Below are 23708 nucleotides of genomic sequence, written 5' to 3' on the forward strand. Positions count from 1 at the left end.
AAACGCGTCGCTGCGCCAGCTGACTCGTCTACACTCACTGCGCATGGGCGTGGCAGGGAGAGGATGCATGAAGGGAGGCAAGGAGTGGGCACTGGTGCCCCTTGTCCTGGCGCTGGCCAGCGCGCTCCTGGTGCTGCCTGTCTGGCTGCAGGGGGGCACCCAGGGGCACGATCTGTTCCACCACCTGCTCTCAGGCCACTATTTTGCCCGCCAGCTGTGGCAGGGGGAGCTCTATCCCCGCTGGCTGATGGCCATGAACGGCGGCTTTGGCAGCCCCACCTTCTTCTTCTATCCCCCGCTCCCCTACTACGTCAGCGCACTCTTTGCCGGTCCCGGCTCCCCCGCCCAGCAGGCCATCTATCCCCTGCTCGGCAGCGCCACCCTGGCGCTGTTGCTCTCAGGCGCGTTCGCCTATCTGTGGCTGCGCGCCACCACGCCCCCGGGCCGGGCCCTGGCGGTCAGCCTGCTCTACCTGATCCTGCCCTATCACCTAGCCATGGATCTCTATGCCCGCTTCGCCCTGGCGGAGTTCTGGGCCTTCGCCTGGGCGCCGCTGATCCTGCTTGGCCAGGATCTCGCCCATCGCGGCCTGCGCCAGGGCCTGCCCCTGCTGATCCTGGGGCTGGCGCTGCTGGCCTTCTCCCACCTGCCCAGCCTGCTGCTGATGATGGGTCTGGTCAGCGTGCGCGCCCTCTGGTTCGCCTGGCGATCCCGCACCCTGGCGCCCTGCTGGATAGCCCTGGGGGCCCAGGGGCTGGGGCTTTGCATGGCGGCGGCCCTGCTGCTGCCCGCCCTGGCGGATCAGGGGGCCATCTCCATGGAGCTGATGCGCGGCGGTATGTTCGACTTTCGGCGCAACTTCCTCGACCGCCTGCCTTCTGGCTGGGGGGACTGGCGCTTTCGCGGCCACCTGGCGTGGCAGAGCCTGCTGACCCTGGCCCTGCTGCTCATCGCCTGGGCCGCCGCCCGCGAGCCGCGCCACCCAGAGCTCCTGTGCTGGGGGGCGCTCGGGGTGGGGGCCTTCCTGATGATGCTGCCCCTGAGCCAGCCCCTCTGGAGCCTGCTGCCCCCCCTGCAACGGGTGCAGTTTCCCTGGCGGCTCAATCTCATCCTCACCCTGGCCACGGTTGCCGTGGTGGCCCTGGGCACCCCCACTCACCGCCCCTGGCAGTGGCTCTGGTGGGGAACACTCCTGCTGACCCTGATCACCACCCTCGCCTACGTCCGTCACGCCCCCCTCACCCAGGCCCCCACCCGGGAGGCCATGGCCCTCGAGTTCGACAGCAAGCGCAGCGCCCGGGAATACAGACCAAGAATGGTGCCGGGGGGCATGTTCGCCCCGACCCTGCTCGCCTGGAAGGACGAGTTCCAGCCCCCGGTGAGCGCCGAACCCCCGGGCGCCAGCTGGACAGTGCACCGCTGGCAGCCCAGGGCCCTGACCCTAGCGGTGACGGCGGCGGTGCCGACCCGGCTGGTCCTGCACCAGTATGATTACCCCGGCTGGCAGGCCTGGCTCGACGAGCGTCTGATGCTGACGGTGGGCGCCAATCCCCAGGGCCTGATGCAGCTCTGGGTGCCGGCGGGCAGCCACAGCCTCACCCTCAGGCTGACGGCGCGCTGGCCCGAGCGGGCAGGCAATGCCCTCTCCTTGCTCGGGTGGCTGGGCTGGCTGCTGCTTCTGTGCCACCACAGGGCAAGGCGTCCGGGGCACTGATCTCGCCGCAGATCTGACCTCAAGGGCCGGGGCAGGATAGACCTGCTCAAGCCTGCCAAAGCTGATAGACTCAACACTCGCCCCTTTTCCCGGCCCTGCCACGACTCGGATACCCTATGCCTCAAGCCACGCCCCTCTCTCCCCGCTTCCTGTTCATCCTGCTCGGCGCCCTGGCGGGCCTGACCCCGCTCGCGGTGGACATGTACCTGCCCGCCATTCCGGCCATAGCCCGGGATCTGGCCACCAGCATAGACGGGGCCCAGCTCACCATCAGCGCCTTCCTCGGCGGCTTTGCCATCGGCCAGCTGTTCTACGGGCCGCTCGCCGACAGCTTCGGCCGCAAGCCGGTGATCCTGGCGGGACTGACGATGTTCGCCGTGGCCTCGGTGGGCTGCGCCATGGCCGACTCCCTGCCGGAGCTGCTGGCCTGGCGTATGCTGCAGGCCGCAGGGGGCGCGGCGGGATCCGTGGTGGTCAATGCCCTGCTGCGAGATCTGTTCGAGAAGGATGCGTTTTCGCGGGCCATGTCCTTCGTCATCCTGGTGATGACGTTGGCCCCCCTGGTGGCCCCGGTGGTGGGCGGCTACATCAGCGCCCACAGCGATTGGCGGGTGATCTTCTGGCTGCTGGTGGGGGTGAGCCTGCTCATCTGCGTGGTGATGCAGTGGAAGATCCAGGAAACCCTGAAACCCGAACACAGGCAGCCCCTCAAGCTTGGCCAGGTGCTGCGCAACTACTGGGGCGTGCTCTCCCACCGCGGCGCCATGGGCTATGTGCTGTGCGGCGCCCTGTCGAGCTCTGGCATGTTCGCCTTCCTGAGCGCCTCCCCTTATGTCTATATCGAGTATTTCAAGGTACCGACCGAGCACTACGGCTGGCTCTTTGGCCTCAATATCCTGCTGATGATGGTGGTCACCTTCGTCAACAGCCGTCTGGTGAAGGGGGTGGGCGCCGAGCGCATGCTGCAATACGGCCTGACTGTGCTGCCGCTGGCCGGGGCCCTGCTTATCTATAACGCCTGGAGCCAGACCGGGGGCCTCTGGGGCATCGTCATCCCCGTGGTGCTCTTCGTCGGGCACATCAGCCTGGTGGGGGCCAACGCCATGACGGGCCTGATGGGCCATTTCCCCCAGTCGGCGGGCACCGCCTCGGCGCTCGCGGGCACACTGCGCTTTGGCATAGGCGCCGTGGTGGGCATTTTGGTCAACCTCAATCCCCCCGAGTCGCCGCTGCCCATGGCCATCGCCATCGCCGCCTGTGGCCTGGGCTCGGCGCTCAGCTACTGGATACTCACCGGCAAACGTGCCAGGGCGGCCTGACGATCCCTTCGGCTCACTGCTTGCCGACACGAAAAAGCCCTGTCCACCGGACAGGGCTTTTTGCATCTGGGGCGCGGGCCCTCAGGCGTCTGCCGGCAAGCCGCTGCGGGCCAGGATCTCGCTCTCCACGCCATCCAGGCTCAGCTGGTTCTTCTTGCGCCAGTAGGCCTCTATGCCCTCCTTGCCCTGGCGGGTCGACCAGTTGGCGAGATCCTCCCTGTCCCCCTGGTAGTCAAACAGGGGCACCGACATGCCGCAGGAGGTCTGGACCCGTTCAATGTCGAGCAGGAAGATCTGGCGGGCCGCCACGCTGGCCGGGAAGCGCGCCAGGGCCGTCTCCCAGTCCGGATCGCCCCGGTGCAGCACCCGCGCCTGACCATAGGCCCGCAGTATCATGGGCGCCCCCTCGAAGGCGCAGAACATCACCGTCATGCGCGGGTTCTGCAACACATGGGCCGCCGACTCGTTGCCGCTGCCGGTCAGGTTGAGCCAGGCCAGGGTATGGGCATCGAGAATGCGCAACGAATCCCCGCCCTTGGGGGAGAGGTTGACCGTGCCCTCCGCCGCCGTGCCGACAAAATAGATCTTCTGCGCCTCGATAAAGGCCACATGGCGCGGCGAGAGCGCCTCGAACAGTTGTCCCATAGTCCCTTCCCTTGCAATCTTCATGGTGCTCAGAACAGGGCGCTGTTGAGCCACAGATGCGCCCCTATGCTGACCATATAGCCAAGCAAAATGGCAGGCAACCACTTGAGATGGCCAACGAAGGTATACATGCCCCTGGCCTGCCCCATCAGAGCCACACCGGCGGCGGAGCCGATGGAGAGCAGGCTGCCCCCCACCCCCGTGGTCAGGGTCACCAGCAGCCACTGCCCGGTCGACATCTGCGGCTCCATCGACAACACGGCGAACATCACCGGGATGTTGTCGATGACGGAGGAGAGCAGGCCTATGACCACATTGGCCTGGGTCGGATCCCCCTGATAGAGGAGCTGGGACGCCAGCGCCAGATACCCCATGAAGCTGAGCCCGCCGACGCACATCACCACCCCGTAGAAGAAGAGCAGGGTGTCCCACTCGGCCTTGGCAATCTTGTTGAACACGTCGAACGGCACTATGGAGCCGAGGCGCAGCAGCCGCGCCTCGTCCCCAGTGCGCTCATAGAGGGCGCGCTCCCGCGCCAGGACACCAGGTTGGGTCTTGCGCAGGTAGAAGCCGAAAAATTGCAGATAGCCCAGCCCCGTCATCATGCCGAGCACCGGGGGCAGTTGCAGGAAGTGATGGCAGGCGACGGCTGTCCCTATGGTGAGGAGGAAGAGCAGCACTATGGTGGCGGCCCCGCGCCTGAGCGTCACCTCCTCGTCCAGCACCCTGGGGGCATGGCGCGGCACCATCAGGCTCATCAGGAGGGCCGGGATCAGGAAGTTGAGCAGGCCGGGGATGAAGAGCGCAAAGAACTGGCCGAAGGGCACCTTGCCCGCCTGCCACACCATCAGGGTGGTGATGTCGCCAAAAGGGCTGAAGGCGCCGCCGGCATTGGCCGCCACGACGATGTTGATGCAGGCCAGGTTGATGAAGCGGCGATCCTCGTTGGCCACATTGAGCACCACTGTGCACATCAGGAGCGCAGTGGTGAGGTTGTCCACCACGGGGGAGATGAAGAAAGCCAGGAACCCGGTGAGCCAGAACAGGGTGCGCAGGCTGAGCCCGGCCCGCACCAGGCGGGCGCGCAGGGCGGCAAACAGCAGCCTGTCCTCCATGGCGTTGATGTAGGTCATGGCCACCAGCAGGAACAGCATCAGCTCCCCGTATTCCAGCAGGTTCTGCCGAAACCCCTCGTGGGCCAGCGGGCTCAGCCCCGCGTCCGCATAGACGACGCCAATGGCTATCCAGATGATGCCGGCGGCGATCAGCACCGGCTTGGATTTTCGCAGCTTCAGGTACTCTTCGGCCATCACCAGGAGGTAGGCGAGCACGAAGATGACGAGGGCAAAGAGGCCGACGCCGCTGTGGGTCAGGGCTAGGGGGCCGCCCTCGGCCAGGGCGGGGCCGCAAAACAGGCAGAGCCCGGACAAGGGGGCAAGGCGTGAGGATCCAGACATGAGTGCGCGTCTCTTGAGAACTGTCTGGCATTGAGGCTAGCAGTGGACAGGGAAGTCACCCTCATCCCTATCCGGATGATCGAGCCACCCGCCTCGGGCAGGCGGCGTGGCTCAGGGGGCATCAGGGGGATTTTTTGCCAAAGCCGGATTGCTTGAGGGTGTAGCCTGCACTGTTTTGCCAGGCATCCAGCCCGCTTCTGTTGTTACCCGCCACCCGCCTCGGCCGGGCAGGCGGCGTGGCTCACTCAAGGGGTATCAGGGGGATTTTTTGCCAAAGCCGGATTGCTTGAGGGTGTAGCCGGCGCTGTTTTGCCAGGCATCCAGCCCGCTTCTGTTGTTGCCCGCCACCCGCCTCGGCCGGGCAGGCGGCGTGGCTCAGGGGGCATTAGGGGGATTTTTTGCCAAAGCCGGATTGCTTGAGGGTGTAGCCGGCACTGTTTTGCCAGGCGTCCAGCCCGCTTCTGTTGTTGCCCGCCACCAGACTGGCGGCCAGGCTCGGGCTGTTGAACAGCTGATCGGCGCTAAACACGAAGCCCCCCTCGGCTCGGGGCACAAGCACCCCCTTGGCCAGCAGCTCCTGGCGCAGCTCGATCACCGCCTCGCGCAAGGAGGCTGCATCCTCGCCGTTGGCGGTGGAGCCCGCCTGCACCATGAAGCCGGGGTTCTGCCGCTTGCCCACCGGATAGCCATGGGCCTCGGCCCCCTTGCCGTTGAAGTGGTAGAGCTCGCGCTCGCCGGGCTTGTTGTCGGAGAGCGCCTTTTGCAGGGTCATCAGCTCGTTGTAGATATCGATGGGGACCACGGCAGCCTGCTTGGCCCCCTTGCTGTCGACGATAAAACTGACTTGCTTGTGTAACATCCTTGCTCATCCTGTGACCCATGGAAGCCCCTATTCTAACCACCTCTGGCAAGCGGGATCCAGCAAGGATCCTCATCCCTTTTGCAGGCGCGATCACTAACTGGCATAGTGACTGACATTGTGAAAGCCATTGGCCATCAACCGGTTATCCCATGCTGAATCTGCGCAACCTCGGTAAACACTTCGCCAACGGCGGTGAGACGCTCCCCCTGTTTGCCGGGCTGGATCTCAAGCTCAACCCCGGCGAAACCTGTCTGCTGCTGGGGCAGAGCGGCTGTGGCAAGTCCACCCTGCTCAACCTTATCGCCGGTCTCATCCCCCCGGATGAGGGGGAGATCTGGCTGGGAGAGACCCGGCTCGACACCCAGTCCCCGGACGAGCGGGCCCGCTTGCGCGGTCGGCATTTTGGCATCGTCTATCAGGACTTCAACCTGCTGCCGACCCTCACAGTGCTGGAGAACCTCTGCCTGCCCCTGGAGATAAACCACCTGCCCCGCGACATGGCGCGCCTCGATGCCCTGCTCGAACGCCTGGGGATGAGCCACAAGCGCCACGCCTGGCCGGAGCAGCTCTCCGGCGGCCAGCGCCAGCGGGTGGCCCTGGCCCGGGCCCTGGTTCACCAGCCGAAGTGGCTGCTCGCTGACGAGCCCACCGGCAGCCTCGATGAACACAACGCCGAGCAGGTGATGGGGCTGATGATGTCGGCGGTGCGGGACACGGGCGCAGGCCTCTTGCTGGTGAGCCACAACCCCGGCTATGGCGCCCTGGCGGATCGGGTGCTGCGCCTGGAAGGGGGGCAGTTGCTCGAGGCCGGACCCCATGGGTGACGCCCGCCGCAGGGATGCATCATGCTGCCGCTGAAGGCGCTGCTGCGCCTCTATCGCGCCCACCCCTGGCTGCTGCTGATGAGCCTGGCCGGGCTCATGCTGGGGGTCACCCTGGTGGTGGCCATCGAGCTTTTGAACCACAGCGCCCGCACCAATTTCGTCGCCGCCCGCAGCCAGCTCGCGGGGGAAGCGAACTACCGCCTGGCCCCGAGCGGCGGCCTGGATGAGGGGCTCTACGTTCGGCTGGTGCGAAGCCAGCCCGCTCTTGACGCCATGCCCCAGTTGCACGCCTGGCTCAAGGATGAGCAGGGGCGCAGTTTCCAGCTGCTGGGGATGGATCTCTTCAACCCAGGCCCCCTGCGCCGACTCTTTGGTGAGCAGCCGGGGCGCGAACCCGACTTCACCCTGAGCCGCGCCGACAGCGTCTGGCTCTCGGCCCCCGAGGCGAAACGCCTCGGCTGGTCGCCGGGGCAGTCGCGGAGCTTTATGCTGGGCACGGATGCAGAGCGCGCCCGCACGTTGGCCCTCACTCTCGCGGGTACCTTCGAGCCGGGCGCCGTCCCCATGGAGCGGCTGCTGGTCACCGACATAGGCCTGGCCCAACCCCTGCTTGGCAAGGCAGGAAGGCTGGATCGCATCGTCTTCAAGTTAAGCGACGAAGAGGCCAATGCCTTGCAAAGGGCGCTGCAAACCTATTACCCCCATCAGCCGCTCTGGCTCGAGCCCATCAGCCCGGCCCTCGATGCCAGCCAGCTCGGGGATGCCCTGGCCCTCAACCTCAGTGCCCTCTCCCTGCTCGCCATGGCGGTGGGTTTGTTTCTGGTGTTCAACGCCCAGCGCTTCGTGCAGAGCGTGCGCCGCCCCCAGCTCGCCCAGCTCATCATCCTGGGGATGCCGCCAAGCCGGGTACTCCGCTATCTGGCCCTGGAGCTGCTCATCCTCGCCACCATAGGCACCCTGCTCGGGCTGCTGCTGGGCAGCCTCTTGGCGCTGGCCCTCATGGGGCAGCTCACCCAGGCGCTGGCAGACCTTTATGGCCCCAACCCCATCGATCTGCTGCGCCTCTCCCCGACCAGCCTCATCAAGGCGCTGCTGATAGGCCTGGCTGGCACCCTTGCCGCCAACCTCCCCGGCTGGTGGCAGTTGCTGCGCCAATCCCCTCTTGAACTGCGGGAGGGGAGCAGCCGCCCGCCGGTTTATCCCTGGCGCAGACGCCTGCTCGCCATCGCCATACTGTTGCTCTGCGCCCTCTGCCTCTTGTTGCCGCAGACCGGCCTGGGGGGCGCCCTCTTCGTGGCCGGAGGCTGGCTGCTCGCCATGGCGCTCGCCCTGCCCGATGCCCTGCGCGCCCTGCTGGGGCGGCTGCGCGGGCACGGCCCCCTCAGCGTCCGGCTCGGGGTGGCCGAGACCCAATACCATCTGGATCGCACCGCCATCGCCGTGATGGCGCTGCAACTTGCCATAGCCGCGGCCATCGGCATCGGGGTCATGGTGTCGAGCTTTCGCTCGAGCGTGGAGATCTGGCTCGGCCAGCGTCTGGCCGCCGACCTCTATGTCAGCGCCCCCAAGGGGGTGGCAGGCAGCAGAGGCCAGCTGAGCGAGCAGACCCTGACCGCTATCCTGGCCGCGCCGGACGTGCGTGCCGCCTCCCGCCGCGCCGTGCATCCCGCCCGCTGGCAGGGGCAGCCCATCGAGTGGGCGCAGATGGACTTTATCCCCGAGCTCAAGGCCGCCTACCCCTTGCTGGCCGGGCGCTGGCCCGCAACGCCCGACGAGGTGCTGGCGAGCGAGCCGCTCACTGTGCGCCTCGGGGTCAGAGTGGGGCAGACCCTGGATGTGACGAGCGAAGGGGGGCCAAGGCGGCTCACCGTCACCGGCGTCTATCAGGATTACGGCAGCGACAAGGGGCAGATACTGCATGCCTTCGAAGGGGGCGCGGTGCAATCCCTCGCCCTCTTCAGCCCGGATCCCGAGCGCCTCGGCGATCGGCTGCGCGCCCGTTTTGGCGAGCGGGTGAACCTGCTGCCCGCCCCCGCCATCCACGCCGCGGCGCTTAAGGTGTTCGATCAGACCTTTGTGGTGACCGAGCTGCTGAAATTGCTGATCCTCAGCATCGCCTTCGTCGGCATAGGCTCCGCCTTTATGGTGCTGGGGCTGGCCAGGCGCGAGGAGTTGCAGACCCTGCAGAGCCTAGGGATAGGCCCCCGCCACTGCCGCCGCCTGCTGGTGTGGCAGGGGGCGGGATTGGGGCTGCTCACGGCGCTGCTGGCCCTGCCGGTGGGCTATGGCCTCGCCTGGGTGCTGATTGAGGTGGTCAACCCCCGCGCCTTTGGCTGGCGCCTCGCCTTCGAGGCCGCCCCCTTGCACGCCGTCACGGCGCTCTTGCTCGCCCCCCTGTGCGGGGCGCTCGCCTCCTGGTATGCCGCAAGGAGAGTGGTATGAAAAAAGTCTGGAAGTGGCCGCTGATGATCGTCTGCATTCTCCATGGCGCTGCGGTCGGTGCCAGCGATCTGGGCACCCTGCTCGGGGGCGGCGGCGATCAGTTCAGGAAGGCCCTGCCGGGCCAGTCCATCCGCCTGCCCGCCGATCACGGCGCCCACCCCGACTACAGATCCGAGTGGTGGTATCTCACCGGTAACCTGACAGACGAGCAGGGGCGCGACTACGGCATCCAGTGGACCCTCTTTCGGCAGGGTATCGAGCAGCAGATAACATCGGACAACCCCTGGCTCAGCCCCCAGCTCTGGCTGGCCCAGTTCGCCATCACGGATCTCGCCCGTGGTACCCACCGCCAGGATGAGCGCACCAGCCGACAGGGGCCGGGGCTCGCCGGCGCCAGTGGCGGCGAATACTGGCTAAGAGAGTGGGTGCTTGCCTCTGAAGGAAAATCGCTCTTTCCCGCCACCTTGAAGGTGCAGAGCAAGATGGGTGAGCTGAACCTCAAGGTGAGCGCCGCCAAGCCGGTGGTGCTGCAAGGCAAAGCGGGTTACAGCGAGAAGAGCCCGGGCAACGCCTCCTTCTACTACTCCTACCCGCGCCTGACACTGAGCGGCACTTTGACCCTAGAGGGGGAGACCCGCAATGTCACGGGCCAGGGCTGGTTCGATCACGAGTGGAGCAGCTCGGTACTGGCCCAGTGGCAGTCGGGCTGGGACTGGTTCTCCCTGCAACTTGCCGATGGCCGCGAGCTGATGCTGTTTCGCCTGCGCACCAAGGAAGGTCGCCCCGAGCCTGAAAACCGCTACGGCATCCTGATCGAGCAGGATGGCAGCAGCCGAGTGCTCGCCCCGGAATCCATTGTCCTCACCCCCGGTAAAACCTGGCGCGGCCCCAAGGGGCAAGACTACCCCGTCGAGTGGCAGCTTAAAGCCGGTGATCTCAACCTCCGCATTAAGGCGCGCCAACCCAATCAGGCCATGACGGGGCGCTTTGACTACTGGGAGGGGGCTGTGACCGTGGAGGGCGATGCCAAAGGACTGGGCTATCTGGAGATGACGGGGTATTAAGCCTAGGGCCTGCTCTATTTCTCTGCATAATGCCTTGTTTAAGCTGTCTGCTCTCCCCGATTTCTGATCCCCATCAAAAATGCGCTTAAATTCCCCGCCCTAGAAAACGTTTCGCTCAACAACTGGATACGCACTTGGTACCCTACTCATCCGGCCCTCACAGCCCCAAAGGCAATCAGGGAGCGACTATGGTGTATCTCTCCTCAATTTGGTCAACTGCAGCACAACGGACTCTGTGATCCGTGCGGTAGCTATGTAGTTTGCTGAGAAAAGGAATCAGGAATGGATATCTGTGAACCCTATTGATGGATAATGAGGAAAGGTTCCATGTATTCATGGCGTGGATCCGTGGGATCGCTTGGGCATTTAAATATCAGTCGTATGTTCTATTCCTCAGTAATATTTATGAATATACTTGGAATAGAAATACCTTACTATATGGAAACTTCCACATAATAAATTATTAAACAATCACTTAATACTTATGGGGGTTCAATGAAAGGTAAAATTACTCAATGGAATGACGACAAAGGTTTTGGCTTTATTATACCTGACGATAGATCAGAAAAGATCTTCTTTCATATCTCCACTGTAAATCCAAGAAGCAGACGACCACAAATTAATGATGATGTATGGTTTGAAGCTACAGTAGATAGTCAGCAACGCATGAGAGCCACTGTGGTTTACTATGAAGGATTGACGCTTCTCCCTATCAAATCGCGCGCCAAACAAAACTCTCACATTAAGAGCCAATCAAGTGATAAGAAAATCATCCTTGAACCAGTCAGAAAAACGCTTCTGGATTATTTATTGCTGATCATTGCTATCGTTTCTTTAGCTCTAGCCGGTTTCAATTACTTTAAAACGAACGATGTAACAATATCGGTACTAATTGCATTGCCTACAGCCTTTTTTCTTGCTCTTTTTAATCGTTCCAAAACACCTTCAAGTAAGTTGTTTACCTGTTCTCGTTGCCGTTGTAATGTTCCATTTGATAATAGAACTATACGCGCATGGAACATGGGCACACTAAAACTCTACTGTTCAAATTGCCATGCTGAATGGTTGCGTAATCGAGAAACCACAAATCATAACCCCTACTCATCATCAAGCAGAGGCAGTGGTTGCCTTGGCACTCTAGCAATATTGATAGCCATTCCTGTGGGTCTATTATCTATTGCAAATTGGCTTAGTTAATCATCAATTAACAAAAACTTGGTGTGTGTCAGCTATGCAACCCCACAAATAAAAGTTCGTTGAAAACCTAGGACTACCATCGTTCTGAACACAATCTCAGGGTTAACACCGCCAAGCCTGTGGTGCTGCTGGGTAAAAATGGTTACAGCGAGAAGAGTCCAGGCAACTCCTCCTTCTACTACTCCTACCCGCGCCTGACGCTAAGTGGCACCTTGACCCTGGAGGGGGAGACCCGCACTGTCACGGGCCAGGGCTGGTTCGATCACGAGTGGATCAGCTCGGTATTGGCCCAGTGGCAATCGGGCTGGGACTGGTTCTCCCTGCAACTTGCCGATGGCCGCGAGCTGATGCTGTTTCGCCTGCGCACCAAGGAAGGTCGTCCCGAACCGGAGAACCGCTACGGCATCCTGATTGAGCGGGACGGCAGCAGCCGGGTGCTAAGCCCTGATCAAATCCGCCTCACCCCGGGCAAGACTATCCCGTCGAGTGGCAGCTGGAAGCCGCCGATATGCAGCTAACCATCCGTGCCCGCCAGCCCAATCAGGCCATGACCGGCAGCTTCGATTACTGGGAAGGCGCTGTGACTGTGGAAGGAGATTCCCAAGGGCTGGGCTATCTGGAGATGACGGGGTATTGAGACCTTGAAATCAGATCGGCTTCAAAAGATCATTCAAATTCCATTCGTTGAGTGAGTTTTCACTCAGCATTTAGGTGGTTGCTTGATACCATATCTAGATGGACCCTTTGTTGCCTTTGCACATATGATTTCTATCATCGGCTTGTTAGACCAAGAAAATTTCCACAAACGTCCACTCCTTGACCAAACATTAGATCTGTGAAATAAGAATGACGACCATAAGCACCCATGCTGGCTCAAAAATTTTGGCCCTATTTTTAGATAGCCAAATAAAGCTACTCGTAGATAACGTAAGCACTATAAATCAGTGTAACCAGCCACGTATCTCACACCTCTATGCGATCTATTCTGCAATTATCGAAGACGCAATTTCAATACGGTTGTTGTGTGATAACTCCCGAACTAACCAGGCCTATATTATCTCGAGAGCTCTAATAGAACGGGTCACAAATTTCTGTTTTCTTCAACTCTGCACGGACACTACATTTTCAGATTATCTTGATTACTCCCTGAACAAAGCAGGTCGAAGTCTAGATCAATCTATTGAAGCCAATGGACAGGTTAAAGCACGACTTACGCTCAACGGTGGAGATTTTGAACTCCCACCAAAAATCCGCGCTGCAATCGCAAAATTCACAAGTGAACGAGGAAGAGAAAAGACACGTTGGACAAATGTTTCCCTCCCGGAAAGAGCTGCTGTAATCGAAGCAACGTTAGGTAATACCGGATTATTTATGAGCCTGCTGGCAATTTATGCTAATGCATCAGAAGCATTGCACGGGACCATTTATGGCGCAATTTTTCACTTAAGTACCTATGAGATCAAGCCACCCCACGACCAAGTGAGTTTAGACTGCTATTTTCACCAAACGCTCTCAACCTTGTACTTAATGGCGGGTGCTAGCATAGACACATTGTTTAACCTTTTAGCATCACTCCACGATGAAACCTTCAATGCAGTAGCTAAGGAATCTAAAAATGCTTTCAAGGAGGCTGCAATTGCAACTGGGCTTGCAGTTGGTTCATAGATTCGATTACGCTCCGCTAATCAAACCTACTCGAAATGCTCCAAACCGACGTTCATTGGGATGAAAATAATATTTCCGTGTTGGGTTTCGCTCCGCTCAACCCAACCTACGCCAAACCTTATCGATTAAATGGCTTATATCGCAGCCGTCTGGTTGGATATAAACGCCAACGACTGTCGATTAAAGTGCTCCGGCTGCTCCACATTGCAGACATGGCCGCAGTTTTCGATGATGGCGAGCTGGCTGTAGGGGTCGCGGGCGACCTGCTCGCGTACCGGGGCGATAAACATATGATCCTCCTCCCCCATCAGGTAGAGGGTCGGGATCGGCAGGGCGCGCTCCTTGAAGTAGCGCATCAAGGGGTTCACCTCGGTGGCGAGGCGGAACCAGCGTTTGAACTCCTTCTGGCACAATTTCCGGGCCTCGCGCACGAAGAGGTTGCGGGACTCCTGATGGTGCTGGCGCGGCATGATGATGAAGGCGAACAAGCGGTAGAGCCACATGTAGGGCAGTATGTGCTGGCCGACCCGGCCAAGCTGTACCAGCACCCGGGAGCGGATGTCGAGGCGCAGTATGGCGCCGCCGAGCACCATGCTCTTGACCCGCTCCGGGCAAAGCTCGGCCAGGTGGCGAATGAGGATGGTGCCAAGGGAGATGCCGACAAAATGGGCGCGGGGAATGCGCAGGTGATCGAGCAGGCGCAAGATGTCCTCGGTCACGGCCCGAAAGCTGTAGTGGCCCTTGACCACCTGTTGCAACTGGTTGGATTGGCCGTGGCCGCGAAGATCCAGCAGCAGCACGTTGAAGTGCTCCCGGTAGGCGCGCAGTTGCTTGAACCAGATGGAGGAGCTGCCGCCGGCGCCGTGCACGAACACCACCCAATCCCGCTCAGGGCCAAGCTCAAAGGTCTTGTGGTACAACATCTTATGGGCTCCCGGGGGGTTGGGGGATATACTCGGCGGGCATATTAACAGAAGGGGCGCCCCGCTGAATATGCTGCCACCCATCATCGGACCAGCATGGAGTCCTGTATGAGCCTTGCATCGTTACGTGAATTTCTGCTAAGCCAGCCCGGCGCCACCGAGGATACTCCCTTTGGCCCCGAGATCCTGGTCTATCGCATCGCCGGCAAGATGTTCGCCCTGGTGGACTGGCAGGCAGAGCCGCTGACCATCAACCTCAAATGCGAGCCCGAGCTCGCCCTGCTGCTGCGAGAGATACACCCCGAAGTCAAACCCGGCTGGCACATGAACAAGCAGCACTGGAACACGGTGACCCTGGCCGAGAGCCTCGACGCCGAGCTCTGGCAGGGCTGGATTGAACACTCCTACCAGCGCGTGGTGGCGGGCTTGCCCAAAGCCAAGCGGCCACAGGCGCCGACCTTATCAGCAAAGGCAGGATAACAGCCATGCCGCAGACACAAAAATCCTCGCCCGCCCGGATCATCCCCCTGAGGGAGCAGCACATTCCCGCCCTGCTCGCCCTGTTCGAGCAGTCGGTGCGCCGCCTGGGCCCGGAGCACTACAGCCCGGAGCAGGTGGAGCAATGGGCCCAGGGCGCCCGTCATCCGGGTCTCGCCAGCCAGCTGCGCGAGCACCACGGCTGGGTCATGGAGCAGGAGGGCATGCCCCTTGGCTTTGTCACCTTAAGCGATGACGGCCACCTCAGCCTGCTCTATGTGAGCGCGGATCATCCGCGCCAGGGGCTCGGCGGCCTGCTGCTGGAGCGGGCCTTGCAGGCGGCCAGCCAGCTGGGCCTGCACAGCCTGACCACAGAGGCCAGCGCCTTCAGCCTCGCGCTCTTTCTGCGTCACGGCTTCGAGCAGGCCGGATTGGAAACCGTGGAGCGCGGCGGGGTCAGTTTTGTCCGCCATCGCCTCTACTGCCGCTTGCCAAGCCAGGGCCAGCCACTAAAATACCCACCATTTCCCCAAAGCAATGAATGAAGGCAGCCATCATGGTGGTAGAGAGCGACGGTTATATTGCGCTTATCGAGTATCTGGTAGAGAGTCTGGGCCTGTTCGAGAGCCAGCAGCAGGGCACGGGCTCCCAGACCATTGAGGATCTGGTGAGCAACCGGGTGGCAGACAACCTCATGGCCATCTGCGAGCAGAACCCCCAGCTCGACCCCAAGGTGCGTTTCATGATCATGCAGGAGGCCGACGCCGTGGTGGCCGATCTGGAGGAGGTGCTCTCCGCCGTCTGGCTGCGGGCGCCCACCCCGGCCCAGCACGCCTTCCTCGATGAGTTCATCGATCTCATCAAGAACCTGTTCGACAGCACCATCGGCTAGTCCCCTCCCCTGCGGCCGCATGGCCCGCAAAGATCCGCAAAATGAAAAGGGCCGCCTCAAAGGGCAGCCCTGCTTGCTATCACTTCCGATTCATCGCGCTTGTCAGTTGAATGAATATCGAGGCAAGAAATGTGTCTGGTCTTGGCTGCCGTCCATGGTAGCTACCCTGATTAGTCTGCCGAGGTTGGGTTAAGTTCCCGGCCATGACGCTTTTTTTAATATTTCTTTCAAAAAAACGAAACAGGGGCCTAATGGCCCCTGTTTTATCCAGGCTGCGCCTCAGCGGTTCAGGCTGGGCGGCAGGCAGACGCCAATGCCTCCCAGTCCGCAATAGCCTTCCGGGTTCTTCTCCAGATATTGCTGATGGTAATCCTCGGCGTAGTAGAAGGGGGCCAGCGGCAGGATCCGGGTGGTGATGGCGCGGGCATCGCCGCTCGCCATCATCGCCTGCTGGTAGGCCGCCAGGCTCTGCTGGGCGATGGCCTCCTGGGATTCATCCCCATAGAAGATCACCGAGCGGTACTGGGTGCCGATGTCGCCGCCCTGGCGCATGCCCTGGGCCGGATCGTGCTGCTCCCAGAACAGCTTGAGCAGATCGCCGTAGCTGATGACCTTGGGGTCAAACACCACCTGCACCGTCTCCGCATGACCGGTCAGGCCGCTGCACACCTCCTTGTAGGTGGGGTTCGGCGTCAGGCCCCCCTGATAACCGGCGGCGGTGGAATAGACGCCGGGCTGCTGCCAGAACAGGCGCTCCACGCCCCAGAAACAGCCCATGCCAAACCAGGCCAGCTCCTTCCCCTCGGGCCAGGGGCCCTGGGTCGGGTGGCCGTTGACGGCATGCTGCTGGCCGATCGCCAGCGCTTCCCGTCGTCCCGGCAGGGCCTCTGCCGGTGAAATAATCTGCTCCATATGCCCTGTCCTTGAATAAAATCCCGCGCGAGGCGGCTGACGAAAAGGAACCCCGAAGATAACAGGTTATGAGCCCGGATCAACCAAGGCGGCCCCTTCAGCGGGCTGACCGCCGCCCGGCTCGCCCAGGCGCAGGGCGTCTACGGCTGGTCAAAATGGCGGCACAAAACAGCAAAACCAATATTTAGTCTTGATTTGTGAATTTATTTTCATATATTGAGCAAATTGCTGCTTTTTTATGGAACGAAACACGTGCGTGAACGCGAACCCAGCCTGGTCCATGCCTTTCGGCAATCCACCCCCTATGTCAACGTGCACCGGGGTGCCACCTTCGTGCTGATGATGGGCGGGGAAGCCATCTGTCACCCCAACTTTGCCAACATAGTGAGCGACATCGCCCTGCTGCAGACGCTCGGCATTCGCCTAGTGCTGGTGTTCGGATCGCGTCCGCAAAACGACGAGGCGCTGGCCCGTGCCGGCATCGAGGCCCAGTACCACAGACGGATCCGGGTCACCGACGATCAGAGCTTCGCCATCATCAAGCAGGTGTGCGGCGGCCTGCAATACGACATCACCGCCCAGCTCTCCATGGGGCTGGCCAACACCCCCATGCAGGGGGCGCGCATCAGCGTGGTGAGCGGCAACTTCGTCACCGCCCAGCCCCTCGGGGTGGAAGATGGCATCGATTACTGCCACAGCGGCCGGGTGCGGCGCATCGACGTGGAGGGGATCACCCGCCAGCTGGATCAGCATGGCCTGGTGCTCATCTCCCCCATCGGCTGCTCGGTCACCGGCGAGAGCTTCAACCTGAGCTCCGAAGAGGTGGCGCGCCGGGTGGCGGTGGATCTGAAAGCCGACAAACTCATCTGCTTCAGCAGCACCCAGGGGGTGATGAACAGGCAGGGCGTGGCCATCTCCGAGCTCTTCCCCGAGCAGGCCGAAGAGCTGCTGGTGGAGCTGGAGCAGGCGGGCGAGGAGATGTCCGGCACCGCCCGCTACCTGCGCGCGGCCATCGCCTCCTGCCGCGGCGGCGTGCCGCGCTCCCACCTGGTGAGCTATCAGGATGACGGCGCCATGCTGCAGGAGCTGTTCAGCCGCGAGGGGCTCGGCACCCAGATAGTGCGCGAGAGCGCCGAGCGGGCGCGGGCCGCCACCATAGAGGACATCGGCGGCATCCTGGACCTCATCCGGCCGCTGGAGGAGGAAGGCATCTTGGTGCGCCGCTCCCGCGAGCAGCTGGAGATGGAGATAGACAAGTTCACCATCATAGAGCGCGACGGTCTCATCATCGGCTGCGCTGCGCTCTACTGCTTCATGGAAGAAGCCATGGCCGAGATGGCCTGCGTCGCCATCCATCCCGAGTACCGCAACTCCAACCGGGGGGATCAGCTGGTGGCCAAGGTGGCCGAGCGGGCCAAGCGGCTCGGCATCCGCCGCTTGTTTGTGCTCACTACCCGCTCCATCCACTGGTTCCGGGAGCGGGGCTTCGATCCCCTGGAAGTGGAAGATCTGCCGGTGGCGCGCCAGCGCCTCTACAACTGGCAGCGTCGCTCCAAGGTTTTGTCCAAGACGATTTCGTAACTGATTGATCTTGTGCCTAGTTGTTGCCAATTGTGTACTTTTTTACAAACTCGATTGACAGTGCAATCCAGTGCAGGGTATTTCTACATGCACGCCACCTTCCGAGGTGGCACCAGAAGAGGAGCGCTGCCCAGGCAGCCCAAGGGAGGACACCAGAGTCCGGTGAACTTGGGTCAGGGGGAGCAGCGCCGAGACGAGTGAGGCAACTGGATACCTCAACGTCGGCTGCGGGGGCTGAATCCCCCGGGTTGTCATCGGTCGTGTGCATCCCACAGGCATCCAGCAGGATCCTTGTGGGATGGGCACCGCGGATGGAGTGCTTCTGGCCGGGATCCTTACGTTTTCCTGCCATTTTCTGCCTCCTCCTCTCTTTTGCCTGATGAAACCGGATTTTCACCTTGAGACAGGAGTATGCAATGAACCCGATCAACGTCGCCAAGTTTGGCGGAACCAGTGTCGCCGATGCCGCGGCCATGAACCATTGCGCCGACGTGGTGCTGGCCAATCCGGCGACCCGGGTGGTGGTTCTGAGCGCCAGCGCCGGTGTCACCAACCTGCTGGTGAGCCTGGCCCAGGGTGAACTGGACGAAGCCGGGCAGGATGCCCAGCTCGACAAGCTGACCGGGATCCAGCAGGCCATACTGACGGCGCTCGGCAACCCGGGCGAAGTGAGCGCTCTCATTCACGCCCAGCTCGGCGACATTCGCACCATGGCCCGCCAGGCCTGCCAGCACACGGACGCCGAGCTGGCCGACCGCCTCATCGCCTGCGGCGAGCTGATGTCCACCCGCCTCTTCACCGAGCTGCTGCACCAGCGGGGCATCAAGGCCCAGTGGCAGGACGCGCGCCAGCTGCTGCGCACTGACAGCCGCTTTGGCAAGGCGACCGTGGATCTCGCCGCCACCCGCACTCTCTGCCAAGCCACGCTGGGCCCCCTGCTCGGCGACAGCCTGGTCATCACCCAGGGCTTCATCGGCGCCGACGCCGATGGCCGCACCACTACCCTGGGCCGGGGCGGCTCCGACTACAGCGCTGCCCTGCTCGCAGAGGCGCTGGACGCAGGCAGCATAGAGATCTGGACCGACGTGCCCGGCATCTACACCACGGATCCGCGTCTGGTCACTCGGGCCCGTCCCATCCCCGAGATCAGCTTCGTGGAGGCGGCCGAGATGGCCACCTTCGGTGCCAAGGTGCTGCACCCGGCCACCCTGCAACCCGCCCTGCGCCAGGACATTCCGGTGTTCGTCGGCTCCGCCAGGGATCCCGCGGCCGGTGGCACCTGGATCCGCGCCAGCACCGAGACCAGCCCGCTGTTTCGCGCCGTGGCCCTGCGCCGCCAGCAGGTGCTGGTCACCCTGCACAGCCTCAACATGTTCCACGCCTACGGCTTTTTGGCAGAGGTGTTCGGCATCCTGGCCCGTCACCGCATCTCGGTGGATCTCATCACCACCTCGGAGGTGAGCGTCTCCCTGACCCTGGATCACACCGGCAGCCAGAGCAACGGCGAGCCCATCCTGGGCGACAAGGTGCTGGCGGAGCTCGGCCAGCTGTGCAAGGTGGAGGTGGAGACCGACTTCGCGCTGGTGGCCCTCATCGGCAACCGCATGAGCGAGGCCGCCGGTGTGGGCAGCCGGGTGTTCGACGCCATTCGCGAGCACAACATCCGGATGATCTGCTACGGCGCCAGCGCCCACAACCTCTGCTTCCTGGTGAAAGAGCGCGAGGCGGGCAACATAGTCAACCGTCTCCATCAGGAGCTGCTCGACTGAGCCTGACGAGCCCTGGTCAGGCCCTTCTCCCCCCACGGCAGAAGGGTCTGGTATCGGGGGAAGGCCATGGCGCCAGAGCCGATACCAACGAAGAGGGGCGCCCATGCGCCCCTCTTGTCACTCTGTCATCCCCATGTCAGCGCGCAGGCTGGCTGGTCCGGGTCGGCAACAGGTTGGCCCGGATCTGCTCGCGCAGCCCCCCCAGCCGTTGCAACAGCGCCGCCTGACCGAGACCGGCCTCATCAAATCCCAGGTTATCGGCCAGCGCCGGGAAGTGCTCCCGCACCGCCTGCTCCAGCCAGTCGAGGCGGCGCAGAGTCATGGGGCCGCAGCTCTTGCCGCTGAGATCGTCCGCAATGTCGAGCCGGTGGCTGCGATACATGTCGCGCCACCAGTTGGCGGCGAGCGCCTGCTCGCTTGCCAGCGCCGCACTCCACTCCCCCACCAGCCCCTGCATCCGGGCCAGCACGGGGGCGCTGGCCCCCTCCCGTGACAGATATTGCAACTCCCCCTTCGCCCAGGCGAGGCAGAGCTCGCGCCAGTGGCGAAACAGCGGCAGGGGGTCTGCCTCCTCCAGCCAGAGCCCGGACAGGGTGCGGGTCTCCAGCCGCTCAGCCACATGAAATGCCGGATCGGTGAGGCCGTTGGAGTTGAACTCGTGCAGGGGATCGAAGGGCCACATGTAGCCAAAGTCGAACACCGAGATCTGCTGGCCGTCGTCGAGCAGGTTGCCCGGGCTCGGATCCCAGTCAAACCAGCCCCAGCGGGCCAGCTCGGCCTCCACCGCCAGCATCTGCGCCAGGTTGCGCTCATTGAGCCTGCGCACCGGATCTCCCCTCAGCCAGGGGGAGACCAGCACCCCGGCGCGGGCAGAGCCGAAGCTGGTGCAGACCACGTTGGAGAGTATGGTGGGGTGCAATTCCCGCAGGCTCTCTATCTCCCGGCGCCGCTCCAGCTCGGTGAGAAAGGCGGTCTTGCCGTCGACGTTGGCCACCAGGGAGTCTGACCGGCACCGCTTCAGGCACCAGTGGTGCCCCTCCACCTTGAGGTGGAACACCTCGGCGGTGAGCCCCTGACCATAGAGCTTGACGACGTCCGGGTGATCCTCGGTCAGTCTTGTCAACTGGGCCAGGGGCAGGGGACAATCTCGCTCACGCCCGATCCGGATCTCGTCCCCGTTCTCCAGCATCTGGAGCAATCTTGCCTGACGTGCCGCAACCTTGGGATTCATACATGTACCTCCAACCGTTACTGAGAGACTAAACAGCGCCCCCCTCCCAGACCAGCGGCAAAGGCCCATGATGACGCTTTCATCACAGAATGAGTGCCCCTGCCGGATCGGGATCACAATTTGCACGCACAGGCCGTCACCCAATATTCATCCCGTCGTCATTAAATTGACATCAAGGAACAAGCCCCTCACCATCGGGTCAAAATAGATGCAGCGTTGCTGCCCTGCCCGCTCCAAGGATGAGCCCCTATGAATGCCCCCGTCTGTGATCGCCCCCCCTCTTCCTCCCAGTCTCTGGCCGGGTGGTTGTTCGGTCTGCTGATCGCCCTGCTGTTGCTGACTCTCGCCCTGCCGCTGCTCAATCCCGTCGGCTGGCTCGGGAAGGCACAGCCGCTGATCCTGGGGCCCGCCGATCAGCCCATCGCCACCCTCAGCCGCCACAGCCTGCTCTACAAGAGCGACAGTCGCGGCCTCTATCTGGTGGTGCGCAGCCAGTGGCAACTGCTCAAGCCGCTGCAGGCGGGGGACAAAGTGCGGGTGGAGCTGCTCAACGACAAGGGCATTCGCATCGATCAGCTGAGTCAGGCGGTGGAGAAGCGCCAGAAGTGTCGCCAGAATCGCTGCACCCTGGATCTCAACAGCGCCCTGCGCGCCCCCGACGACGCCCTGGACAGCCGCTATCAGCTGCGGATCGGCCTGCTGCTGGCGGACAGACCCGAGAGCGCCGAATACAGCCAGATCCTGCAGACCCTGCCGGAGCGCGGCTTCAACCTGACCTATCTGATGACCAGCCTGCTGCTGGTGCTGCTGGTGAGCGCCGCCGTGCTCAGGGCCCTGCTGCCGCGGCTGCGCCGCAGCTACCGCTCCCGGGTGCTGGGCAGCCTGCTGCTCGGCAACCTCACCTTCGTGCTGCTGCACGGCTTCGTGGTGTTCAAGCTGGGGGAGTTTCTGCTCTGGTCGGGCTTTAGGCCCGAGCACTACTACCTCGCCTGGGGCAGCATGGTGCTGGGCTGGAGCCTCTGCGCCCTGGCGGGCTTCAACCTCTATATGGGGCTGGTCTTTACGGCGCTTTCGGGCATAGGCCTCTTGGCGAACTTCATGAAGATAGCCATCTACGGGGTGCCGCTCGGGGGGGACGATCTCGGCAACCTGATGGCCCTGCTGCACATACTGCTCGATCAGCACCCCGTGCTGCCGGTGCTGGCCGTGCTGGGGCTCTTGTTCCTGTGCTGGCGCTTCGCCCTGTCGCGCTGGATACTGCGCACGGCCGCAGCTACCGCCGCCTTCTTCGCGCTCTGCGTGTTCGCCACCCAGACCGGCAACAAGCTGCTGGGGGCCAACATCCGCTACGTGGACAGAGCGGTCAACTATCACAGGGACATCATCCGCGCCGGTCCCGGCCTCTACCTGTTCAACCTGGTGGACGAGATGCTGCAAAGCGGCAACATCTTCCGCTACCCCTTGCAGATCAACGAGCGTACCCCCGAGCTCAGCCAGCCGGCCCCGGGCCAGCCGCCCCGCTTCGATCTGGTGATAGTGCTGCAATACGAGTCGCTCTGGCTCGACTGGCAGGGCAAGATCTGCGCCCCCGCCCCCACCCTCTCCCTGCCTGCCGACGTGGCCCAGTGGCACAAGACCATCCACTCCCCCACCACAGGGGGCATGACGGTGCTGGCGGAGTTCGAGATGAATACCGGCCTGCCGGTGGGTCTGCTCAAGCAGGGGGTGGTGCCCTACTACTACCTCTCGGACAAGGTGCCCGGCCTTGCCAGGAGCGCCAGGCAGAACGGCTACCAGACCCTGTTCGCCCACCCCTATGTGGAGAAGTTCTGGGGCCGCGCCAAGGCGATCCCGGCCCTCGGCTACGAGGAGCGCTGGTTCGACACCCGCTTCACCACCCTCGAACATAAAGGGCTCTACATCTCGGACGATGCCCTCATCGATCACCTGCTCAGACGCAGCGAGCAGGATGACAAGCCGCTGTTCGCCTACGCGGTCACCATGCAGGGGCACGGCCCCTTCGACGGGGATCGCTACCGGGCCCAGCAGATCGACAGGGCCTGCCCGGATCAGAGCCCGGCGGACAGGCAGTTGCTCAACACCTACTACACAGGAGTGGTGGACGCCATGGCCTCCCTGGAGCGGTTGCTCAAGACGCTCGATCGCTCCGGCAAGCGCTACCTGGTGGTGGCCTTCGGGGATCACCAGCCCTTCCTGATGTCGGCGGGCAAGAACATCCATGGCGCCAAGCCGCCCCGGGATGCCCCCTACCAGATCCCCATGATGGCCTTCACCCGCAACGATGGCGCCATCACGCTCGATCGCCAGTTCGCCCCGGTGCGCCAGCTCTACCAGATGGGACAGGCCACCCGAGCGCTGCTGGCAGGGGATCTCACCCCCATAGAGGACAAGCCCGTGCTTCATCCGGTGCTGGGGGAGGAGAAGGGCTTCGACCCCTCCCCCCTGGTGCCGCAGATCCGCGCCAGCTTCCGGGCCGATGCCCTGCCCTGAGATCAATTAACATTTAAGAGACGGGGGCCGCAGATCCTTGCAACACCTTCCGGGCCTATGCCCTGCCCTGAGATCAATAAACATTTAAGAGACGGGGGCCGCAGATCCTTGCAACACCTTCCGGGCCTATGCCCTGCCCTGAGATCAATAAACATTGAAGAGACGAAGGCCGCAGATCCTTGCAATACCTTCAGGGCCTATGCCCTGCCCTGATCCCTGACCT

The 23708-nt window shown here is 62.6% G+C and carries 19 protein-coding genes, 2 pseudogenes and 1 riboswitch; of the genes and pseudogenes, 14 read left to right on the forward strand and 7 right to left on the reverse strand.

The window, feature by feature from the left end; all coding sequences use genetic code 11:
* The first annotated feature begins 67 nt into the window (after positions 1–67).
* Positions 68–1714, forward strand: a complete 1647-nt coding sequence (locus ACFWHB_RS13300) for a hypothetical protein (protein ID WP_395948623.1) — start codon at positions 68–70, stop codon at positions 1712–1714.
* 116 nt (positions 1715–1830) lie between these two features.
* On the forward strand, positions 1831–3033 hold the full coding sequence (locus ACFWHB_RS13305) for a Bcr/CflA family multidrug efflux MFS transporter (RefSeq protein ID WP_395948624.1): 1203 nt from the start codon (positions 1831–1833) through the stop codon (positions 3031–3033).
* An 81-nt stretch (positions 3034–3114) separates the two neighbouring features.
* Here ACFWHB_RS13305 and ACFWHB_RS13310 read toward each other — a convergent pair whose 3' ends face one another.
* The 4 genes and pseudogenes from ACFWHB_RS13310 to ACFWHB_RS13325 all read right to left on the reverse strand — a co-directional run bounded on the left by ACFWHB_RS13310 (position 3115) and on the right by ACFWHB_RS13325 (position 5994).
* Positions 3115–3678: a pyridoxamine 5'-phosphate oxidase family protein gene (locus tag ACFWHB_RS13310; protein WP_262109683.1), complete on the reverse strand. Its 564-nt coding sequence runs from the start codon at positions 3676–3678 to the stop codon at positions 3115–3117.
* A 29-nt stretch (positions 3679–3707) separates the two neighbouring features.
* Positions 3708–5135 carry a sodium:proton antiporter NhaD gene (gene nhaD / locus ACFWHB_RS13315; protein ID WP_395948625.1) on the reverse strand — a complete coding sequence of 476 codons (1428 nt, stop codon included), beginning with the start codon at positions 5133–5135 and terminating at the stop codon, positions 3708–3710.
* 121 nt (positions 5136–5256) lie between these two features.
* A pseudogene (locus tag ACFWHB_RS13320) lies at positions 5257–5349 on the reverse strand (DUF4357 domain-containing protein); the annotation flags it as partial.
* A gap of 171 nt (positions 5350–5520) precedes the next feature.
* A complete protein-coding gene (locus ACFWHB_RS13325; protein ID WP_025326602.1) occupies positions 5521–5994 on the reverse strand; it encodes a DUF4357 domain-containing protein in 474 nt (157 codons plus the stop codon).
* 152 nt (positions 5995–6146) lie between these two features.
* Between ACFWHB_RS13325 and ACFWHB_RS13330 the strand changes: the two genes are divergently transcribed.
* From ACFWHB_RS13330 to ACFWHB_RS13355, 6 genes and pseudogenes are all read left to right on the forward strand, one after another.
* The gene (locus ACFWHB_RS13330; protein WP_395948626.1) at positions 6147–6821 is read left to right on the forward strand and encodes an ABC transporter ATP-binding protein; all 675 of its coding nucleotides are present in this window, start codon (positions 6147–6149) and stop codon (positions 6819–6821) included.
* Between the two features lie 21 nt (positions 6822–6842).
* Entirely contained in the window at positions 6843–9263 is a 2421-nt protein-coding gene (locus tag ACFWHB_RS13335) for an FtsX-like permease family protein (RefSeq protein ID WP_395948627.1), read from the forward strand.
* Positions 9260–10327 carry a lipocalin-like domain-containing protein gene (locus ACFWHB_RS13340; RefSeq protein WP_395948628.1) on the forward strand — a complete coding sequence of 356 codons (1068 nt, stop codon included), beginning with the start codon at positions 9260–9262 and terminating at the stop codon, positions 10325–10327. Before ACFWHB_RS13335 ends, ACFWHB_RS13340 begins: the two co-directional genes overlap by 4 nt.
* Before the next feature lie 495 nt (positions 10328–10822).
* The gene (locus ACFWHB_RS13345; RefSeq protein WP_395948629.1) at positions 10823–11524 is read left to right on the forward strand and encodes a cold shock domain-containing protein; all 702 of its coding nucleotides are present in this window, start codon (positions 10823–10825) and stop codon (positions 11522–11524) included.
* 92 nt (positions 11525–11616) lie between these two features.
* Positions 11617–12161: pseudogene (locus ACFWHB_RS13350) on the forward strand (lipocalin family protein); the annotation flags it as partial.
* Positions 12162–12370: 209 nt separating this feature from the next.
* On the forward strand, positions 12371–13189 hold the full coding sequence (locus tag ACFWHB_RS13355; protein ID WP_368169405.1) for a DUF5677 domain-containing protein: 819 nt from the start codon (positions 12371–12373) through the stop codon (positions 13187–13189).
* 134 nt (positions 13190–13323) lie between these two features.
* Here the strand turns inward: ACFWHB_RS13355 and ACFWHB_RS13360 are convergent, their stop codons facing one another.
* Positions 13324–14112, reverse strand: coding sequence for an alpha/beta fold hydrolase (locus tag ACFWHB_RS13360; protein ID WP_289987372.1), 789 nt, complete (start codon positions 14110–14112; stop codon positions 13324–13326).
* A 108-nt stretch (positions 14113–14220) separates the two neighbouring features.
* Here ACFWHB_RS13360 and ACFWHB_RS13365 point away from each other — a divergent pair, with 108 nt between their 5' ends.
* From ACFWHB_RS13365 to ACFWHB_RS13375, 3 genes are read left to right on the forward strand one after another with little or no spacing between them, the layout of a single operon-like run.
* Entirely contained in the window at positions 14221–14592 is a 372-nt protein-coding gene (locus tag ACFWHB_RS13365) for an MmcQ/YjbR family DNA-binding protein (protein ID WP_395948630.1), read from the forward strand.
* Between the two features lie 5 nt (positions 14593–14597).
* The gene (locus ACFWHB_RS13370) at positions 14598–15134 is read left to right on the forward strand and encodes a GNAT family N-acetyltransferase (protein WP_395948631.1); all 537 of its coding nucleotides are present in this window, start codon (positions 14598–14600) and stop codon (positions 15132–15134) included.
* 11 nt (positions 15135–15145) lie between these two features.
* Positions 15146–15481, forward strand: a complete 336-nt coding sequence (locus ACFWHB_RS13375) for a DUF3802 family protein (RefSeq protein WP_163137332.1) — start codon at positions 15146–15148, stop codon at positions 15479–15481.
* Positions 15482–15760: 279 nt separating this feature from the next.
* Here ACFWHB_RS13375 and msrA read toward each other — a convergent pair whose 3' ends face one another.
* Positions 15761–16393: a peptide-methionine (S)-S-oxide reductase MsrA gene (gene msrA, locus ACFWHB_RS13380; RefSeq protein WP_395948632.1), complete on the reverse strand. Its 633-nt coding sequence runs from the start codon at positions 16391–16393 to the stop codon at positions 15761–15763.
* A 252-nt stretch (positions 16394–16645) separates the two neighbouring features.
* Here msrA and argA point away from each other — a divergent pair, with 252 nt between their 5' ends.
* Positions 16646–17974 (forward strand): amino-acid N-acetyltransferase, encoded by a 1329-nt coding sequence (gene argA, locus ACFWHB_RS13385; RefSeq protein ID WP_025326593.1) that lies wholly within the window; start codon positions 16646–16648, stop codon positions 17972–17974.
* Positions 17975–18082: 108 nt separating this feature from the next.
* A riboswitch (Lysine riboswitch) is annotated at positions 18083–18304 on the forward strand.
* Between the two features lie 86 nt (positions 18305–18390).
* Positions 18391–19743 (forward strand): lysine-sensitive aspartokinase 3, encoded by a 1353-nt coding sequence (lysC, locus tag ACFWHB_RS13390; RefSeq protein ID WP_395948633.1) that lies wholly within the window; start codon positions 18391–18393, stop codon positions 19741–19743.
* A gap of 136 nt (positions 19744–19879) precedes the next feature.
* Here lysC and ACFWHB_RS13395 read toward each other — a convergent pair whose 3' ends face one another.
* Positions 19880–20974, reverse strand: coding sequence for a hypothetical protein (locus tag ACFWHB_RS13395; protein WP_395948634.1), 1095 nt, complete (start codon positions 20972–20974; stop codon positions 19880–19882).
* Positions 20975–21223: 249 nt separating this feature from the next.
* Here ACFWHB_RS13395 and ACFWHB_RS13400 point away from each other — a divergent pair, with 249 nt between their 5' ends.
* On the forward strand, positions 21224–23485 hold the full coding sequence (locus tag ACFWHB_RS13400) for an LTA synthase family protein (RefSeq protein WP_395948635.1): 2262 nt from the start codon (positions 21224–21226) through the stop codon (positions 23483–23485).
* Positions 23486–23708: the final 223 nt, after the last annotated feature.

Source organism: Aeromonas mytilicola subsp. aquatica (assembly GCF_044336385.1).
Taxonomy (GTDB): Bacteria; Pseudomonadota; Gammaproteobacteria; order Enterobacterales; family Aeromonadaceae; genus Aeromonas; species Aeromonas rivipollensis.

What these genes read in the sequence shown, in the direction of transcription:
- ACFWHB_RS13300 (WP_395948623.1), top strand. Translation starts at nt 68, where the DNA reads ATGAAGGGAGGCAAGGAGTGGGCACTGGTGCCCCTTGTCCTGGCGCTG.
- ACFWHB_RS13305 (WP_395948624.1), top strand. Translation starts at nt 1,831, where the DNA reads ATGCCTCAAGCCACGCCCCTCTCTCCCCGCTTCCTGTTCATCCTGCTC.
- ACFWHB_RS13310 (WP_262109683.1), bottom strand. Translation starts at nt 3,678, where the DNA reads ATGGGACAACTGTTCGAGGCGCTCTCGCCGCGCCATGTGGCCTTTATC.
- nhaD (WP_395948625.1), bottom strand. Translation starts at nt 5,135, where the DNA reads ATGTCTGGATCCTCACGCCTTGCCCCCTTGTCCGGGCTCTGCCTGTTT.
- ACFWHB_RS13325 (WP_025326602.1), bottom strand. Translation starts at nt 5,994, where the DNA reads ATGTTACACAAGCAAGTCAGTTTTATCGTCGACAGCAAGGGGGCCAAG.
- ACFWHB_RS13330 (WP_395948626.1), top strand. Translation starts at nt 6,147, where the DNA reads ATGCTGAATCTGCGCAACCTCGGTAAACACTTCGCCAACGGCGGTGAG.
- ACFWHB_RS13335 (WP_395948627.1), top strand. Translation starts at nt 6,843, where the DNA reads ATGCTGCCGCTGAAGGCGCTGCTGCGCCTCTATCGCGCCCACCCCTGG.
- ACFWHB_RS13340 (WP_395948628.1), top strand. Translation starts at nt 9,260, where the DNA reads ATGAAAAAAGTCTGGAAGTGGCCGCTGATGATCGTCTGCATTCTCCAT.
- ACFWHB_RS13345 (WP_395948629.1), top strand. Translation starts at nt 10,823, where the DNA reads ATGAAAGGTAAAATTACTCAATGGAATGACGACAAAGGTTTTGGCTTT.
- ACFWHB_RS13355 (WP_368169405.1), top strand. Translation starts at nt 12,371, where the DNA reads ATGACGACCATAAGCACCCATGCTGGCTCAAAAATTTTGGCCCTATTT.
- ACFWHB_RS13360 (WP_289987372.1), bottom strand. Translation starts at nt 14,112, where the DNA reads ATGTTGTACCACAAGACCTTTGAGCTTGGCCCTGAGCGGGATTGGGTG.
- ACFWHB_RS13365 (WP_395948630.1), top strand. Translation starts at nt 14,221, where the DNA reads ATGAGCCTTGCATCGTTACGTGAATTTCTGCTAAGCCAGCCCGGCGCC.
- ACFWHB_RS13370 (WP_395948631.1), top strand. Translation starts at nt 14,598, where the DNA reads ATGCCGCAGACACAAAAATCCTCGCCCGCCCGGATCATCCCCCTGAGG.
- ACFWHB_RS13375 (WP_163137332.1), top strand. Translation starts at nt 15,146, where the DNA reads ATGGTGGTAGAGAGCGACGGTTATATTGCGCTTATCGAGTATCTGGTA.
- msrA (WP_395948632.1), bottom strand. Translation starts at nt 16,393, where the DNA reads ATGGAGCAGATTATTTCACCGGCAGAGGCCCTGCCGGGACGACGGGAA.
- lysC (WP_395948633.1), top strand. Translation starts at nt 18,391, where the DNA reads ATGAACCCGATCAACGTCGCCAAGTTTGGCGGAACCAGTGTCGCCGAT.
- ACFWHB_RS13395 (WP_395948634.1), bottom strand. Translation starts at nt 20,974, where the DNA reads ATGAATCCCAAGGTTGCGGCACGTCAGGCAAGATTGCTCCAGATGCTG.
- ACFWHB_RS13400 (WP_395948635.1), top strand. Translation starts at nt 21,224, where the DNA reads ATGAATGCCCCCGTCTGTGATCGCCCCCCCTCTTCCTCCCAGTCTCTG.